Raw genomic sequence first — 18034 nt, 5'->3', positions numbered from 1 at the left:
GCTGGAGATAGTGTCAGGCTGGGTAATTCAGGGATGAATTGCCAGAGCGTACGGGGACGTATTTATAGCGTGCTGACTAAAACTACCTGCCGCCGAGTGCGGATAATATTACAGAAGATCGATAATTTTCTGCGCCGCATTGTAAGGCGTGGTCTGATTATTCAGCACCTGAGCCTCCAGTTCCGGCAGCTGCTGGCGCACCTGCGGGTTTTGTTTCAGACGTAATTCCAGCATTTCCTGAATCAGTTTTTTTAACCACTGCGAATTCTGACGCGCCCGTTTTTCGGCAAACGCAGAAATGCCGGCATTGATACATTCATTCGCCGCATTCTGGTAAGACTCAATCATCTGCCAGACTTCTTCAATACGGTCCTTTTTCAGTGCTGAGCAGGTGGTTACCTGAGGTGTCCAGAAGCTGCTGGTTTTCATCAGATGGAAGGCGCTCTGATAATGGCCCTGGGTTTGTTTCGCCAGGCGAATACTTTCACCATCGGCTTTATTAATCACCAGAGCATCCGCCAGCTCCATAATGCCACGTTTGATGCCCTGCAGCTCATCACCGGCATTGGGCATCATCAGCACCAGAAAAAAATCGACCATGGCCGCCACTTCGTATTCTGACTGACCCACGCCAACGGTTTCCACCAGAATGACATCGTAACCCGCCGCTTCGCACAGCAGCATGGTCTCCCGGGTTTTCTGGGCAACACCACCTAACGCGCCTTCGCTTGGCGACGGGCGAATAAATGCATTTTCTTCGCGGGATAATAGTTCCATTCGGGTTTTGTCACCCAGAATACTGCCACCACGCAGTGGCGAGCTTGGATCAACCGCCAGTACCGCTACCTTTTTTCCCTGCTCAATTAAATACAGGCCAAAGGCTTCGATAAAAGTGGATTTCCCGACTCCCGGAATACCGGTAATTCCGATACGAATCGATTTGCCAGTGGCCGGCAGCAGCTGATTCAGAATGCCCTGGGCTTGTTCTCGATGGCTATCGAGCTTACTTTCAACCAGCGTAATGGCTTTCGCCAATGCCCTGCGATTACCCGATGTTAGTTTTTCTAAATCAATCATTTTTTAGCCTGACTCGCAGTGGTAAACATTCGCTCGTAACGCCATAAATACTTCCTTGTAGGCTCGGCGATGACTTCCATGTCATCGCACGCACTCGCCAAATATTCACCACTGTTCGTTTATCTAAAACGAAAAAACCGAATACTTTTCGAGAGCAGCAACACAAAAATACAGGATAGTATTTTTGCACAGCGCAGCTGCCCGAAAGGCGAGGTACAGGGATGTACCGAGTGCTCATGTTGCTACTTTGAAAAACAATCGATTCTTTTGTTTGTATAATCCGAAATGCTGGTTTAGCCCTGCGCTTCGTTAATAGCATCCAATACCTCGCGGGCACTGACCGGGATTTTGGTTCCCGGGCCAAAGATGCCTTTAACGCCAGATTCCCACAGATAGTCATAATCCTGCTTCGGAATCACACCGCCAGCCACGACGATAATATCCTCGGCACCCTGCTTCTTAAGCTCCGCAATCAGGGCCGGCACCAGGGTTTTATGGCCTGCGGCCTGAGAAGAAACACCCACAACATGAACGTCGTTTTCCACCGCCTGTTTGGCCACTTCTTCCGGCGTAGAGAACATCGGCGACAGATCGATATCAAAACCGACATCCGCAAATGCGGTGGCAATCACTTTGGCTCCGCGGTCATGACCATCCTGCCCCATTTTACACACCAACATACGTGGCCGACGGCCCTGTTGTGCTTCAAAGGTTTCAATATCCGCTTTAATCGATTGCCAGTCGGCATCATCTTCATACGGTGCGCCATACACGCCAGAGATGGTGCGGGCTTCTGCCTGAAAGCGTCCGAACTCCGCTTCCATCGCATCAGAAATTTCCCCGACGGTCGCGCGTAACCGGGCCGCCTTCACGGCCAGATCCAACAGATTACCGGCGCCGCTTTTAGCGGCTGCAGTAATGGCTGCCAGGGCCTGATTAACGGCGTCACTATCACGCTCAGCGCGAATGGTTTCCAGTCGTTTAATCTGAGATTCACGTACCGCCACGTTATCGACTTCAAGAATATCGAGGTCGTCTTCTTTATCCAGCTGGTATTTGTTCACACCAACAATCACGTCTTCACCGCGGTCGATACGAGCTTGTTTTTTCGCCGCCGATTCTTCGATACGCAGTTTAGGCAGGCCCTCTTCAATGGCTTTTGCCATACCGCCTTTGGCCTCAATTTCCTCGATTAATTCCCAGGCTTTATCGGCAATCTGCTGGGTCAGGCTCTCCATCATATAAGAACCACCCCAGGGATCGACGACCTGGCGAATACCGGTTTCTTCCTGAATAATAATCTGTGTATTACGGGCAATACGGGCAGAAAATTCCGTCGGCAGCGCAACCGCTTCATCCAGCGCATTGGTGTGCAGCGACTGGGTTCCACCGAATACCGCTGCCATCGCTTCAATGGTGGTACGGATAACGTTATTGTAAGGATCCTGCTCCGTCAGCGACCAACCCGACGTCTGAGAGTGGGTACGCAACATAGACGATTTAGGATTTTGCGGATCGAATTCTTCCATAATGCGGTGCCATAACAAACGGCCGGCCCGCAGCTTGGCAATTTCCATATAAAAATTCATGGAAATGCCCCAGAAAAACGACAACCTGGGAGCAAATGCATCCACATCCAGACCGGCATTAATGGCGGTACGGACGTATTCACGACCATCACTTAAGGTGTAAGCCAGCTCCAGTGCAGCGTCTGCCCCGGCTTCCTGAATGTGGTAGCCGGAGATCGAAATGGAATTAAACTTCGGCATATGTTCGGAGGTATAACCGATAATATCGCCGATAATTTTCATCGAAGGCGCAGGCGGGTAAATATAGGTGTTACGCACCATAAACTCTTTCAGAATATCATTCTGAATGGTGCCACTCAGTTTATCCTGCGATACGCCCTGCTCTTCCGCCGCCACGATATAGTTCGCCAGAATAGGCAACACTGCGCCGTTCATGGTCATGGAGACCGAGACTTTATCCAGCGGGATTCCATCGAACAGAATTTTCATATCCTCAACCGAATCAATCGCCACGCCGGCTTTACCAACGTCACCGGTTACCCGGGGATGATCTGAATCGTAACCGCGGTGTGTGGCCAGATCGAAAGCAACAGACACACCCTGGGCACCCGCCGCCAGGTTTTTACGATAAAAGGCATTGGATTCTTCAGCCGTGGAAAAACCGGCGTACTGACGAATTGTCCACGGCCGGCCAGCATACATGGTCGCCTGAGGACCACGCACATAAGGCGCCATACCTGGCATGGTATCGGCAAACTCCAGATCCTTAACATCATCCTGGGTATACAGAATTTTGATCGGAATATCTTCCGGCGTATGCCACTCCATTTCTTCCGGGGTCATCCCCTTCATTTGTTTAGTGGCTAACGCTTGCCACTGCTCCAGGGTTGGCTTTTTACTATCAGTCATGGAAACTTCCTAATATCTGATATTTCCCAATCCGCTCTGAAAACGTGATTGAGGCAGTCTGGACAAGGTAAAAATCCGAACAAAGAGCGGCGCTTTTTATAATAACTGAGCATCTTTATTCTGCTTTTAACACCGTCCCGACAGTGCAAATAGTTTGTTAATCTTGTGGCTGATTTAATTCAATCAATACACCGTCGCAACTTTTCGGGTGAATAAAAATCACCTTGCAGTTATGCGCACCAATGGACGGCTCATCCGACAAAAACTGATAACCCTTGGCTTTCAGGTGTGCGACGTCAGCATCAATATCATCGCTGCGGAAACACAAATGGTGTAAGCCACCGCCTTTTTTTTCCAGGTATCCCTGAATCGGGCCTTCACCATTCAACGGATGAACCAGTTCAATACTGGTTTCCGGCAAAGGGAAAAATGCCGTACTGGTTTTAGCTGCCGCTACGTCTTCTTTGCCTTTGTATGGAAGACCGAAGTCTTCCATAAAGCGTTTAATGGCTTTTTCCAGGTCCGGCACCGCAATGGCAATGTGGTCTAGTGCAGTAATCATGCGTCACTCCGAGATCAAATGGCTGCCAGGTAGGCGCTGGTTTGTTTTTCCACCCGGGCCTGACGTTCTTCCGCAGTTTCTTCAATCACGATTTCATCTGGCGTAATTTTAAACAACGGCTGGCCTTTACTGATGATGGTGCCATCATCTTTCACCAGAACTTTTTCAATGGTACCGGCAAACGGCGCATTCACCTTATTGAACATTTTCATCACTTCGATGATGTACAACGGCTGACCGGCCTCAAAATGGCTGCCCACTTCAACAAACGGAGGCAGACCGGGCGCTTCACAGGCGTAAAACATACCGCCGGTTGGCGCCAGAATTTCATCACTTTTGGCAACCGGCGGTGGCACCAGCACTTTTGCCATTTTGTTTTGCAACGCTTCGTCGGTCAGCCGCTCAGGAATATTAATGCTCAGGTCATCCGCTACGTTGAGCGCGTAAAAATCGGTCACCATGGCGATGTATGGCAACAGCGACAAAATATCACAGCCAGCCTGGTAGCCAATATGGGCAGACTGAATCGCCAGCCATTGCTCGGCATCGATCCCCTGTGGTGCCGTTTTCGCGGCCAGCAAAGCATTAAGTTCGGTAAAGTCGCTGCAGTCTAAGCGCCGCTCCAGTTCATCATAAAAGGCGATGGCCTGCGTCAGAACCTCATCATCATGATCCCAGATCATAGTGGCCGCCGGGCTGTGCGGATTAAAGTCCATATTCAGGAAATGATAGGTTTCCTTTAATACCCGCACCGGGTTAGCCAGCCAGGTAATCTGAGGACTTTTTGCTGCCGCATCAAAGCGGAAATTATCCTGGTTAATACTGAGCCAGCCCGCCAGGATATGCGGATCAGCAAACAGGCGTTCGATCGGCCGGGTCAGCAACAGCTCTTTACGTGCCAACACCTGTTGCATCGCCGCTTTTTCATCGTTACTGCGCAATCCGGTCAGCGCCTTAGCACACACCTGCTGATAGGCATGCTTCAGATCAAAATCGTTGGCCTGCTGTTTTAACAGCCCGACTGCCGTCAGGTAAGGCACAATAAACCGGGTGGTTGGCCGGGCATTAATATTATTACCCAGGAACCAATTGACCAGGCCGTAGTGAAACTCAAGGTTGGTTGCCAGGTCTTTACCGCGTAATTCTGTGGTGCGCAGGATTTCTGCCAGTCGCTCGTAACTGTCGCGCCGCTCATTACCAACGGTCAACAACAAGGCAATATTACTGTCATAAGCACCGGCCAGATGGTATTTCATAAACACATCGGTGTCGGGGTTATGCATTGAAATACCCTGGTCATCGCGAATTTCGCCTTCACGGGCATCAGACCAATGCTCAATCACACCACCGGCATGTGGTGCCAGTGCATGGTTGGTGGCATTTAAGCGTGCTTCCACCGACGCGTTGTGGCGCAATAAACGCTCCGGCTTCGGCAGCCGGGAACCGTGAGCAGCAAGCAACACCATGGCTTCAACCAGTGAATTCACTACGAAAAATTCACTGTGATTATTCGGGTTGATAAATTTCAGCGCATAACACAGTTCTGTGACCCGGTGTTCTACCTGAATCCGGGTATTCATTTCCATAAAGAAGTGTTTATCGCGATCGACGATACATTCAAAAGTGGAAACACTGTCGAGACCAACCGCCTGACCAAACACTTCTGACTGACGCTCCATCTCCAGCAGGGTTTCAATGTCCTGCTTCAGAATCTGCGCTTCGTTGTCACGTCCGGCTTTTACCGCTTCGGTTAATGCCGCTTCCAGATCCTCAGCGGTCACCGACACTTCCAGCAGTTTTTGTTCGTGCATCTGTAACGAACAATCACGCCCACCCATAGCCAGAGTCCAGTCACCGTTACCAATCACCTGAATTTCCTGGTGGCGGGTGGTTTCGATGTTCAGCTCAATCAGCACATTTTTGTTATCGCCCTGACCGGTGGCTTTCACTTCGTTAAGAATTTCCAGCACCAGTGATGGCGCCAGTTCGGCAACCTGAGCCAGCTGTTTATCCAGATCGCCGTCAAACGAAGATGGATTTGGCAGGATACGCTGGCCTTTGCCACCACCGCCGCCAATACATTTCAGACGGATACGATTTTGTGGGTAGTCACGCCCCATCACCACAACCTGTTCGGCAATGGTGGCAGCCAGTTCGTCAATACTGTACAGGTCAACGCCTTTATCGTACGACGCCGCCAGCACGATATCGGCTTTGTCTGCCAGTGTTTCGGCGGCATCAAACGCGTCGCGTTTCAGTGGCAGCTGTTGTTCTTCTGCCAGTGCCAGTAAGGCCTGCTCATCGCTGTGTTTTTTCAGTAAAGTGATGGCGGTCGCGTTATCAATACCTGGTGTAACACTCACGCCTACTTTTAATGCCGTACGTTTGGCTTCGTCTTTCAGGCCCGCATCATGCACAGTACGGGAACAGGGGCCAATAAAGTTCAGTCCGGCCTGCTCCATAGCCGACACCATATTTTCGTCTTCGGCCATGAACCCGTAACCGGTGAAAATGGCGTTATAACCGTTGTCTTTGGCGATCTTGATAATCTGACGAATCCGGACGTCACGTTCTTCTTTATCAACACCGGTATAGTCCGGTACCCGGTGTACCCGATCCGGATCGGTCAGCTGACGTAACTCCGGGGCTAAAGCGTTCTGATACACGATGGAATCTTTTTCTGACAGCAGGATACCGTAATGTTCGATACCCATTTCCTCAAAAACATCCATCGCTTCTTTACGGATCGGACCACGACAAATGATCAGTGGTTTCATATGTGTGCAGCTGAAGCTCTGCACCCACTCACTGCTGTGGCCAGCCAGACGACGTTGCTGGTGAATCAGCGGATTGTTCAGGTAATAATCGTTGCTCATTGTTCTAAATCCCGTACGCGTTTCGCTTTAAGTTCTGTTCTCTGTACTTCTTTGCGTCTGAGTTTCAGTGAAACTCTCTCTGAACCGAGCTAAAGGGCTCAGGTGTGTAATGACGCAGATGGAAGTCCATGTTTTCACACAGGACTTTACGCAGATCGCTTGGCATCACGATTTGTGATACTGAACCTAAGCTCAGCGCTTCGTTCGGGTTCATCAGTTCTTCTTCGTAACGCTTAGCCAGCAGAGCTTCCTGTTCTTTCGCCCAGTCCGCTGTTTGTGAACCATTTTTCACCGCGCCACGGATCTCCTGCAGCTCTTTTTTGTAAACAAACTCGACCCCGGCTGGCCCCATCACCGCCGCCCGCGTGGATGGCAATGCCACCACAAAATCCGCACCGGTTGGGTAGTTGTTATAAGACGCATAAGCACCACCAAAGGCGTTGCGGATAATCACCAGAAAACGTGGCGTACGCAGGTCAATAATGGCGTCCAGCATGGCACGGCCGGCCTGTACGATGCCCTGGGTTTCCTGATCTTTGCCAGGCAGGAAGCCCGTGGTGTCTTCCATAAAGATCACCGGGATGTTGTACAGGTTACAGAAGCGGATAAAGCGTGCATTTTTATAGGCCGCGGCAATATCGATCTGGCCCGAGGATACAGCGGAGTTATTGGCCACAAAACCGATGACATTGCCCCCCATCCGGCCCAGAGCGGTAATGGTATTACGTGCCCGATCAGGCTGAATTTCCATAAAATCGCCGTGGTCGCATAACTGCTGAATCATGATGCTGACGTCGATCGGAGTGTTAAAACCGGTCGGCGCGTTAAAGGCCTTTTTCAGCAGGATATCAATGTCCCAGGTTTTACGGTCTTCCGGGTCAGAGGTTGGCTGATGTGGTGCCAGTTCACTGTTGTGTCCCGGCAGATAGTTGAGTAACTGCTTCACTTTTTTCAGTGCCGATACTTCATCTTTAACGACAAAATCGGTAACACCACTCTGGCTGTGAACCCCTGGGCCACCCAGCTCATCCGGAGTGACATCTTCACCGAGAACAGATTTAACGACACCCGGACCGGTCAGGCCAAAAAAGGTGTCGTTCGGCTGGATCAGGAAGCTGCCCTGGCGCGGCAGGTAAGAACCACCACCGGCATTAAAGCCAAACATACACATAATAGAAGGCACAACACCGGAAATTTTACGCAACGCCGTAAAAGCCTCAGCATAACCATCCAGACCACCCACCCCGGCCGGAACGTACGCACCGGCACTGTCGTTCAGGCCCACCAGAGGAATCCGGCGCTTGCCCGCCAGCTCAAACAGCCGCGCCAGTTTGCGGCCATTGGTAGCGTCCATCGAACCGGCACGTACGGTAAAATCATGACCGTACAAAGCAACATCACGACCATTGATCTTCACCACGGCCGTTACCAGCGACGCACCATCCAGGTTCTTACCCCAATTCTGGAACAACACGGTGGGATCCTCGTCGGTTAATACCGCGATCCGCTCCCAGATGGTCATCCGCTTTTTACTGTGCTGACGAGTGATGGCGTTAACACCAGCGGCTTTTTTAGGACGAAGAATCAGGTCGTAACCTTTCTTCAGCGTTTCTTCGTGTAAGCCAGGGTTATAGGACGCCTGGCCCGGAACCGCAAATTCAACTTCTGCTTGCTGGTCAAACGGGTTCGTTAACGATGCCTGAGGTTTTGTTGCTTTTGTCATTGTTTGTGTCGTTCCGTTGAGTGGGTTTACTACGACTAACTCATTGCCGGTATTGCCGGATATTGCGGCTTTTACCAATTGCCTGAGGGACGCTCACCAGAAATTGCGAAGGATGATAAAGCTGTCCATCCATGTTGTGAATAGCCGGAATGTCGAATAGGAATGTCACTGGCGCAAAAAGCAGCCACTATACAGCGCGCATTTTTGCCTTCACATGGCCTAATATTGGCAATTTAATGGCACTTATGCTCATTTTTTTGTTTTTTTATAGAGTTTCAGGAAATAATAGTGCGATTTTTAGCCAAATATGCCGAATTGCTTATAACCTGTCTCCAGGCTGCCGATTCGACTAAAGGATACAGCCGATGCCACTGGCGATCGGCTGCTGGTACGACACTTGCCTGATTATCAGACTGGTAGTTTTACTTATTCAGGCATGCTTAATGCCTGCGGTGAAACGATCACACCATTGTTATCGGCGTATACAAACTGACCCGGAACAAACTCCACACCACCAAATTTAACGCTCACATTCACATCACCCAGGCCGCGTTTTTCCGTTTTTAATGGATTAGTCGCCAGTGCCTGAACGCCCAGATCCGTTTCCATAATGACATCCACATCGCGAATGCAGCCATAAACAATAATGCCTTCCCAGCCATTTTTAGCCGCTTTTTCAGCCAGCATATCGCCCAGTAATGCATGACGCATGGAGGCACCGCCATCAACCACCATTACCTTACCCTGGCCGTTGGTATCGACCAGCTCTTTTACCTTGGAGTTATCTTCGAAACACTTAACGGTCACAATTTCACCGCCAAACGAGTCACGACCACCATAGTTATTAAACATTGGCTCCACCACCTGCACCAGCTGCGGGTACTCATCACACAGATCGGGAGTTACATATTGAGTCATGGGGTATTCCTTTTCGAACGTTAATGGGAAAGTTGTTTAATCTGTTTTACCCGAAGGCGGGTTACCCCCGGGCGGGCCCTGGGCGAAAATATTGCCATAGCGCGGGCAATCTGCTGCCCGGGCAGGGCCTGGTAATTGGCAAACAGGGCTGATGACAACAGCCAGCCGGTCAACCGTTCCAGTCCACGCTTCTGCTGCCGCTGCCCGAGTAAGATCGATGGCTGCCAGAACAAGCAATGACGGAAACCGAGCTGTTCGACCTGCTGCTCCATTTCGCCTTTCAGACGGTTGTACAAAAACCATGAAAGTGGATCAGCACCAATGGCGCTGACGATGCTTGCAGTGTGTGCACCATGCTGTAAAGCCAGGCGCGCACAAGCAACAACCAGTTCTTTATCAATCTGGCGCAGACCGTCACTGCCGGCTTGTTTGCGGGTGGTGCCTAACGCACAATAATAATGGTCGACTGTGGCCGATTCGGGTAACCCTGAGTGAAAATCATAAACAGCCACATTAGCGGCGGGCGCCACGCGTTCAGGATGTCTGGCCAGCACATAAACAGTGCGGTAACCCGACTGCTGCAACTCAGACAATAAGGCCGAACCAATCAGCCCTGTTGCCCCGACCAATAAAGCACAACGTCCCGCTTCAGTTGCCATAACACTGCTTCAGCCAGTCACTGACTCTGGGCCACACTTCGCTGGCTGCCGGTTTACTGACCACCATATCGACATGTCCATAATCCCGGCTGAAGCCATCGTTTTGCCCCAGCAGCAGAAATGTTTTATCGACCGCGCCAGCCGCAGCCGAGCCATAGCTATCAAAAAAACGCCGGCAGTATTTCGCCGGGTCGGAACGATCCGCACTGGCGGCAACAGCCAGCAACGGCAGTTCAGAGGCCTGCCAGCCCGGCTGCAGTTTTTGCTGACTGGACTTAAGTTGCCAGCGCCCGAACCAGTCATGGCGGCGCAGATATTCATTAACCAGCCCGGCAGGTTCATTCTCCGGACCGATGTTTAACTTCCGGCCATCCAGTTCACCTTTAAGTGACACCAGCGTCCGCAAACACACGCCCGCCAGTGGTAACCACAGGTACCAGGGGCGGCGCACAGCCTGAGTGCCGAATAACACAGCTGCCCGACTGTTATCAGGATTTAAAACGCCGGCTGCGACAGCACTGGCAATCACGACCCCGCCTAATGAGTGTCCAACCCAGACCGGCTTACTGGTGGTTTGCTCAACGATAAAGTCGTTGATGGCCGCCACATCGCTGAGCACATACTGTTCCAGTGTATTGTTACGATACTGCCGGTTGCGCGGTGAAAAGCCGTGGCCACGCTGTTCATACAACCAGACATCAAAGCCCTGTGTCAGCAGATAACTGGCCAGACCAATGCCTTTGCCTGACAGCCAAAAACCGCGATTGCTGAAGCTGCCATGAGCCAGCACGAGCGGTTTCGCCGCCGGCTTTCCCTGACGTGGCGTGAGCCGGGTCAGTGCCACCTGGACACTCGGGTCCTGGCAACGATTATGTTTCAGAAGATACACATCTTCATTAAAGTGTTCCCAGGTCTCTGCCCGTAACAGAGACACCGGGAATAACCCACTACTGCTTTTCATCCGTTGTTTATCTTCTGCTGGCGATAATCTGCCCGGCTTACCGGGTGCGCTTATTGTTCCGGCTTATCAGCCAGGAAGAACCAGGTATCCATCACCGAATCCGGGTTGAGCGAAACACTGTCGATGCCGTGTTCCATCAGCCACTTGGCGAAGTCCGGGTGATCGGATGGCCCCTGGCCGCAAATACCAATGTATTTACCTGCTTTTTTACAAGCGGTAATGGCATTTTCCAACAATGCCAGAATGGCAGGATTACGTTCATCAAACAGATGGGCAATGATGCCCGAGTCACGATCCAGCCCCAGCGTCAACTGAGTTAAATCGTTGGAGCCAACGGAAAAACCGTCAAAGTGCTCGAGAAATTGTTCGGCCAGAATCGCATTGGCAGGCAGCTCACACATCATGATCAGCTTCAGATCATTTTCACCACGTTTCAGACCATTTTCAGCCAACAGGTTGACCACCTGCTCCGCTTCACCGACGGTGCGCACAAACGGCACCATGATTTCAACATTAGTGAAACCCATTTCGTTGCGGACTTTACGCATGGCGCGACATTCCAGCTCAAAGCAATCGCGGAAATTTTTTGAGATATAACGCGATGCGCCGCGGAAGCCCAGCATCGGGTTTTCTTCTTCCGGTTCGTACAACCGGCCACCAATCAGGTTGGCATATTCATTTGATTTAAAGTCAGATAAGCGCACGATCACCCGCTTGGGCCAGAAGGCAGCCGCCAGGGTAGAAATCCCTTCAACCAGTTTATCGACGTAAAAATCCACCGGATCGGCATAACCGGAGATACGCCGTTCAACCGTCGGCTTTACTTCTTCCGGTAACGAATCAAAATTCAGTAACGCTTTCGGGTGTACACCAATCATACGATTGATAATAAACTCCAGCCGCGCCAGACCAACACCGGCATTAGGTAACCCCTGGAAATCAAAGGCGCGATCCGGGTTGCCGACGTTCATCATAATTTTAAACGGCAGATCCGGCATCGAATCCACGCTGTTGGTTTTAACGTCAAAATCCAGTGCGCCGTCATACACAAAGCCGGTGTCCCCTTCGGCACATGACACTGTGACATGCTGACCATCTTTCAGCGTTTCGGTGGCATCTTCACACCCTACCACCGCCGGGATACCGAGTTCCCGGGCAATAATGGCGGCATGACAGGTACGGCCACCACGATTGGTAACAATCGCCGACGAACGCTTCATCACCGGTTCCCAGTCAGGGTCGGTCATATCCGCAACCAACACATCACCTTCCCGGACCTGATCCATTTGCTCAATGCTGTCGATCACCCGCACCTGGCCTTTACCGATACGGTGCCCAATAGAGCGTCCTTCAACCAGCACCTTGCCGGTTTCTTTCAGCAGGTAACGTTCCATGATGTTTTTATTGGAACGGCTTTTCACCGTTTCCGGGCGCGCTTGTACGATGTACAGCTGGCCATCATCACCGTCTTTGGCCCACTCGATATCCATCGGCCGGCCGTAATGTTGTTCGATAATCAGCGCCTGGCGTGCCAGCGCTTCAACCTCAGCGTCGGTGACGGAAAACACCCGGCGCAATTCACGATCCACACGCTGGGTTTCAACCGATTTACCCACCGCCGCATCCAGGTTGTAGACCATTTTAATCGCTTTAGCACCCAGGTTGCGGCGTAAAATAGCGGGGCGTTCTGCTTTCAGGTTATTTTTATGGACATAAAATTCATCTGGATTGACGGCCCCCTGAACCACGGTTTCCCCCAGACCATAGGACGAGGTGATAAACACCACCTGATCAAAACCGGATTCGGTGTCCAGGGTAAACATCACACCACTGGAAGCTGTTTCACTGCGCACCATGCGCTGAATACCCGCAGACAAGGCGACCTTATGGTGATCAAAGCCCTGATGGTCGCGGTAAGCGATAGCGCGATCATTAAACAGCGACGCAAACACATCCCGGATGGCGTGTAATACGTTATCAATACCAACGATATTCAAGTGCGTTTCCTGCTGTCCGGCAAACGAGGCATCCGGCAGATCTTCTGCTGTCGCCGACGAACGCACCGCCACCGCCATGCTGTCGTTGCCATTCTGCAACTCAGAGAACGCGGCGCGGACATCCGCTTCCAGTTGTGGCGGCAAAGGCGCATCGAGAATCCAGTTGCGGATTCTGGCACCGGTTTCCGTCAGGGCCGGGATATTATCGACGTCCAGCGCATCCAGTTCAGCCTGGATACGGGCATCCAGTCCTTCGTAGTTCAGGAATTCGCGGTAGGCATCGGCGCTGGTGGCAAATCCGTTAGGCACCGATACACCGGCATTGGTGAGATTGCTGATCATTTCTCCGAGAGAAGCGTTTTTGCCTCCCACCCGTTCAACATCGCTCATGGCCACCTGATCGAACCAGAGTACATAATCAGTCAATTTCTTCTCTCCTATTACGACGGGCGGCGTGTGGCCGACCGTAAAACATCATTAGCCGGTGTGATCTGGGCGTTGAAACCTGGGCGTTGAAACCCGGGCGTTGAAACCCGGGCTTTGAAACCGCCTTTTGTCACGACTTTTCAATTAGCCTATAGTGACGGCCCGCTAATACTAAGTGCAGCAGGAACAAATTTCCACATGAAGCGTTATGCCTACTTTATTTCCGACGGCACCGGCATCACCGCCGAAACACTGGGCAACAGCCTGTTATCCCAGTTCGAGCAGATCAATTTTGACTGCACCACCCTGCCTTATATCGACTCAGAAGAAAAGGCATTACGTGCGGTTGAGGAGATCAATGCCCTGGCCGGGCGCAGCGGAGAAGCCGTGATTGTGTTCGACACCATCGTCGATAAGAACATTCGTAAAATCATCGATTCCGCCAACGCTTTTAAAGTGGATATTTTTTCTGCCTTCCTGGCCCCCCTTGAAGGCGAACTCGCAGTAAAATCATCCTACACGGTGGGTAAATCCCACTCACCGGCAGACAGTGATAATTACATCGCCCGGATTGAAGCGGTTAACTTTGCACTGGATAACGACGATGGCGCCCGTACCCGGCATTACGACGATGCGGATGTCATTCTGGTAGGCGTTTCCCGCTGCGGCAAAACCCCAACCAGCCTGTATATGGCAATGCAGTTTGGCATCAAGGCCGCAAATTACCCGCTAACAGAAGAAGATATGCACGATCTGCGACTGCCGGACAGCTTATCCAAACACAAACACAAATTATTTGGCCTGACCATCGATCCGGACCGGCTGGCAGCCATCCGCAACGAACGGCGCGCCAACAGTCGCTACGCTTCTCTGAAGCAGTGTTATCACGAAGTGGATGAGGTCGAGTTTTTGTTTGAGCGGGAAAAAATCCCGTTTGTCAGCACCACCGACAAATCCATTGAAGAAATTTCCACCCGCATCATGGCCGATACCGGCTTAAAGCGGCGCCTGCAAAGTTGAAGCGCAAAATAACGCGGCTACTCTGGCCGCTTGCGCTCATTCATCCGGCGGGCAATACCCCGGGGCTTGGTGAACACCAGACTGTGATCGGCCCCCGGGACTTCAACGAATTGCCAGTCGCGGCTTTGGTGCTGTAACTGCTGATGACGCTGTTTCATGACCGCAGGCGACAAACCACCCACAAAGCTCATACCGGAATACGGGGATTGCCAGTGGCGATAATCATCGCCACAGAGCATCAACCGCTGACTGACAGCCTGTAATACCGCAGCGAACGATTGTGGCCGCTGACTCAATCGCTTCATGGTTAAACGATCACTTGCCGGATCCTGACGCCGGGCAGGTGATACGGAATCGAGAAATGCCCGGTAAACCTCAATATCTTCAGGATTGGCGCGAACCGCCGCGGCAATCTGCTGATACTCTTGCGCTTTTTTCGCCAGATCGGCCGTCGCTGCGGAAAACAGCATCGCCGGCTCTAATAAAAATAACAAACCGTTGAACGTCTCTCCGCTCAGCGAACGAAAGTAACGCTCGATAAACTCAACCGCAACCATGCCACCAAAGGAATAACCAGCCAGATCAAATTGTGTCCAGTCCAGCGCTTCCAACACCTCGACAAGCTGCAATGCATAGTCATTAACCTGTGGCGCATCAGGCAACTGAAGAAATTCGGATCCCATACCCGCGAGATCAAGCACCAGAATTTCCTGCCAGGCGTCGAGATAGTTGGCAAGGTAAGTCCAGGTTAATTCACCTGCCACACCAGCACCGTGTATCAGCACCAGGCGTTGTTCGGAGTTGCGTTCATTTTCTGGGTACTGCCAGATCCAGCCATGCTGCTGAAAACGGCTTGTTGTGAAATTAATCTGATGTTTTTCCATGCCACCATTCTACCTCCAGTGACACTCCTTCGGCAGGGTTAGCAGGAAAATAAACAATGAACGCCGCGACAGACGGGTCTTCGATGCGTAACAGGGAATGGTAAAAGCCGGCTTCAGCCCAGCTTTCCTCCTTTTCCAGCAGCGATAGCTGAGGAATAAAATACAACGCGCGAAAATCTTCATCCGCGACAATAACCGCAACTTCGGGTTGTTGACTCAAATCCGCCGGCAAACCACGCAAACGGAGCGCAACATCAACCAGATCGGCGCCAGATTCCAGCGATACATACCAGGCCTGACGAGGCCCGGCCCGGGTTGATAACGGCACAGAGTTAAGAAAACCTGAAAATACAACGGCTTTATGCGCAGGTAATGGCGCAGAAAAGTAATTACGGTAACGCTGACAACAGTCATCGGACATCGCCAAGCCAACCCGAAATGGCGGTGCCAGAATATGATCGTACGACTGCGGTGCAACAGGCACCACGTCGATCTCATGATCAACAATCACCTGATTACGTACCCGCCCGGTTTCATCAACATACGTGTAAAACGGCGGATTTTCAGCTTCATATTGCTGTTTTTTTTGCTGGAACTGTTGCTCGCTGAGATAACTTTTCGGATTGTCGATGTCCGGCCGGTTTACTGCCGCGTCATTCTGCGATGACGGTTCAACAGAGTTTGCGGACTGAGTTTTACGTTCAAGCGGAGAGTTATGAATACGTCCCTGAGCATCGACCCAGGTAAAATATTCCTGCTCTGCCGACACAACACAAGACAACAGCAACAGGAATATCAGAATTTTCATCAGAATTTAGTACGGAAGCTCAGGCCAGCAGCGCCAATGGTTAATTTGGTTTTCACATCCAGTCCCGGATACGGATTGGTTACCGTACAGGTTAAACAATTACGGTTCAATGCATCACTGGAATTCGGATATTCGCCACTATCGGTATTCGCTTGGGGATCGGCCAGAATTTCTTCTTTTGATTCCATAAAGCTTAAGGACAGGTCAATAACGGTATCCAGATCCCACTGATAGCCCATGCCGACACTATACAACTCAGCAAACCCCAGTGGCGCCTGCAGGCTACGTGCATCATCCGGGATAGACGTTTGACGCGGCTCATAACCGGCACGCAACTGCACTCGCGAGTTCAGATCGTACTGAAAACCAAAACCCCAACTCCAGACACTTTTAAAGTTCATCGGCTGGCGCAGGCTGGTGTTGGTTACCAACTCAGGCGCTAACGTTTTTGCGGTACTGAGAAAACTCACTGGCCGGTCAAACTCAATGGTTAATGCATCCCACTTTTCAAAATCGGTCCAGCCAGCATCTACGTTTAACTGAAACTTATCCAGAAAACGGAATTTAGTACCTATCTGTAAATGTTGCGGATAGGTTAGCTCAATCGCAACGTGCCCGGTTTCTTCCCGGCGGCCATCCGGCAAACCGAAAATTGCACCACCGATCGCCCCAATAATCGATGCCCGGAACTTGCGGAAGAAACCTGAAAACTGATCATCGTACTGCAGGTCAAAGGTACCCTTCAGGTGAGTAACGGCTTCACTCTGATAACCCACCCCCATACCAAACCAGTCGGTGGGCTCCCATAAGAAACCCAGGTTAAAGGACGGCGATAAGGTTTCTTCGGAAACAATGGATAATTCACCCACATCCTCATAAGGACCAACTTTACCGCCACACAGGGTAATTAACGGTGCCAGCGGATCCTGCCCCGTCGGGGTGCCATCATCTTCAAAACAACCAAACGCCCCCTGCAACTCGTTAATGACACCAATCAAAACACTCGGTGCACGCAGGTCCTGTTTAACCGCTACCGCCTGATGCGAGAACAGGAAGCTGGCACCGACTGAAAATTCGTCAGTCACCTGATAACCAAACGACGGCGATAAATAGGTGAAGCGCTGCAGTGCAACCTGTTTCGCCTGGTAACGACCCGGGTCATCATCATCTTTGGCAAAACCGGCCGCCATAGGCGCATAAACGGCATTAGCAAAAGTGAACTTAGAGCCCGGTGGTTTAATCGAGATACCGCCAGTCGGTAAAGTTAACACTGGTAGATGCATTGGCATCAGACCAATACCCGGTATATACGCCGCCGCAGTGGTTTTACTTTTGCCCTGTCTCAACACCGGATCTTCACTGATGTCCAGCAGCCCGGCGTCCGTCGAGTTGTAATCCTTTGGCAAAGAAAATTCAGCCTCACCAGCAAGAATAATATTCATAAACTGAACCTGCAGCTGACGACCGTCTAATTTGGTCAGGCCTGCCGGATTAAAATGAATATCCATAATGCCAACCGGATCGGCAGTCACGGCATTACCAAGTGCCATGGCCTTGGTATCTAAAAATAAGTTCTGCGCCAGCTGACCATTGGCAGTCCCGATCAGGCTGCCAAAAAACAAAGCGGATAAACCTTTGATCAGCCGTTGCGTACGACGTCTGGTGATAGTCATTGTTATCATTCT

At 51.2% G+C, this 18034-nt stretch carries 13 protein-coding genes; 1 reads left to right on the top strand and 12 read right to left on the bottom strand.

Annotated features, from left to right (window positions below; translation table 11 throughout):
* Positions 1-108 precede the first annotated feature (108 nt).
* The 9 genes from meaB to ppsA form a co-directional block, all read right to left on the bottom strand.
* On the bottom strand, positions 109-1077 hold the full coding sequence (gene meaB, locus ACFOMG_RS07510) for a methylmalonyl Co-A mutase-associated GTPase MeaB (RefSeq protein WP_376865774.1): 969 nt from the start codon (positions 1075-1077) through the stop codon (positions 109-111).
* A gap of 293 nt (positions 1078-1370) precedes the next feature.
* On the bottom strand, positions 1371-3515 hold the full coding sequence (scpA, locus tag ACFOMG_RS07505; RefSeq protein ID WP_376865773.1) for a methylmalonyl-CoA mutase: 2145 nt from the start codon (positions 3513-3515) through the stop codon (positions 1371-1373).
* 157 nt (positions 3516-3672) lie between these two features.
* Positions 3673-4077: a methylmalonyl-CoA epimerase gene (mce, locus tag ACFOMG_RS07500; protein WP_376865772.1), complete on the bottom strand. Its 405-nt coding sequence runs from the start codon at positions 4075-4077 to the stop codon at positions 3673-3675.
* 14 nt (positions 4078-4091) lie between these two features.
* Positions 4092-6953 (bottom strand): biotin/lipoyl-containing protein, encoded by a 2862-nt coding sequence (locus ACFOMG_RS07495; protein WP_376865771.1) that lies wholly within the window; start codon positions 6951-6953, stop codon positions 4092-4094.
* Positions 6954-7017: 64 nt separating this feature from the next.
* Positions 7018-8676: an acyl-CoA carboxylase subunit beta gene (locus ACFOMG_RS07490; protein WP_376865770.1), complete on the bottom strand. Its 1659-nt coding sequence runs from the start codon at positions 8674-8676 to the stop codon at positions 7018-7020.
* Positions 8677-9102: 426 nt separating this feature from the next.
* Positions 9103-9594, bottom strand: coding sequence for a ribonuclease E activity regulator RraA (rraA, locus tag ACFOMG_RS07485; RefSeq protein WP_376865769.1), 492 nt, complete (start codon positions 9592-9594; stop codon positions 9103-9105).
* A 20-nt stretch (positions 9595-9614) separates the two neighbouring features.
* A complete protein-coding gene (locus ACFOMG_RS07480) occupies positions 9615-10253 on the bottom strand; it encodes an NAD-dependent epimerase/dehydratase family protein (protein WP_376865768.1) in 639 nt (212 codons plus the stop codon).
* On the bottom strand, positions 10243-11214 hold the full coding sequence (locus ACFOMG_RS07475; protein WP_376865766.1) for an alpha/beta fold hydrolase: 972 nt from the start codon (positions 11212-11214) through the stop codon (positions 10243-10245). The genes ACFOMG_RS07480 and ACFOMG_RS07475 overlap by 11 nt, the downstream gene beginning before the upstream one ends.
* 50 nt (positions 11215-11264) lie before the next feature.
* A complete protein-coding gene (gene ppsA, locus ACFOMG_RS07470; RefSeq protein ID WP_376865765.1) occupies positions 11265-13637 on the bottom strand; it encodes a phosphoenolpyruvate synthase in 2373 nt (790 codons plus the stop codon).
* Positions 13638-13835: 198 nt separating this feature from the next.
* On the opposite strand from ppsA, the gene ppsR reads away from it, so the two are divergent.
* On the top strand, positions 13836-14657 hold the full coding sequence (ppsR, locus tag ACFOMG_RS07465; RefSeq protein WP_376865764.1) for a posphoenolpyruvate synthetase regulatory kinase/phosphorylase PpsR: 822 nt from the start codon (positions 13836-13838) through the stop codon (positions 14655-14657).
* Between the two features lie 17 nt (positions 14658-14674).
* On the opposite strand, the gene ACFOMG_RS07460 is transcribed toward ppsR, so the two are convergent.
* Genes ACFOMG_RS07460 through ACFOMG_RS07450 form a run of 3 tightly spaced genes read right to left on the bottom strand, consistent with a single transcriptional unit; the run spans position 14675 to position 18022 of the window.
* On the bottom strand, positions 14675-15541 hold the full coding sequence (locus tag ACFOMG_RS07460; protein WP_376865763.1) for an alpha/beta fold hydrolase: 867 nt from the start codon (positions 15539-15541) through the stop codon (positions 14675-14677).
* Positions 15522-16349 (bottom strand): DUF4124 domain-containing protein, encoded by an 828-nt coding sequence (locus ACFOMG_RS07455; RefSeq protein ID WP_376865762.1) that lies wholly within the window; start codon positions 16347-16349, stop codon positions 15522-15524. The genes ACFOMG_RS07460 and ACFOMG_RS07455 overlap by 20 nt, the downstream gene beginning before the upstream one ends.
* Positions 16349-18022: an OmpP1/FadL family transporter gene (locus ACFOMG_RS07450; RefSeq protein WP_376865761.1), complete on the bottom strand. Its 1674-nt coding sequence runs from the start codon at positions 18020-18022 to the stop codon at positions 16349-16351. Before ACFOMG_RS07450 ends, ACFOMG_RS07455 begins: the two co-directional genes overlap by 1 nt.
* Positions 18023-18034 lie beyond the last annotated feature (12 nt).

Source organism: Bacterioplanoides pacificum, assembly GCF_042648445.1.
Classification (GTDB): domain Bacteria; phylum Pseudomonadota; class Gammaproteobacteria; order Pseudomonadales; family Oceanobacteraceae; genus Bacterioplanoides; species Bacterioplanoides pacificum.
This window is presented reverse-complemented; position numbering and strand designations above follow the sequence as displayed.